At 42.6% G+C, this 256-nt stretch carries 1 pseudogene; it reads left to right on the top strand.

The annotated features are described in order from the left end of the window. Positions 1-256, top strand: a pseudogene (locus QN347_RS20355) (M61 family peptidase); the annotation flags it as partial.

Below are 256 nucleotides of genomic sequence, written 5' to 3'. Positions count from 1 at the left end.
GATCGAAATAACTGATGGCTATCAAAATTTTTTGGGTCTGTGCAGCCACGAATATTTCCATACCTGGAATGTCAAACGTATTAAGCCCGCAGCATTTGCCCACTACGATTTACGGCAAGAAAATTATACCAGCCTGCTATGGCTGTTTGAGGGTTTTACCAGCTATTACGATGATCTGATGTTGGTACGTTCTGGTTTAATCAGCGAGGCTAGTTACTTTAAGCTGGTTTCGAAAACCATCAACATGGTCCTGCGA

Source organism: Sphingomonas sp. 10B4, assembly GCF_035019905.1.
In the GTDB taxonomy this organism is placed as follows: Bacteria; Pseudomonadota; Alphaproteobacteria; order Sphingomonadales; family Sphingomonadaceae; genus Sphingomonas; species Sphingomonas glacialis.
The sequence above is the reverse complement of the archived record's forward strand: the minus strand, read 5'-3'. Positions and strand labels throughout refer to the sequence as shown.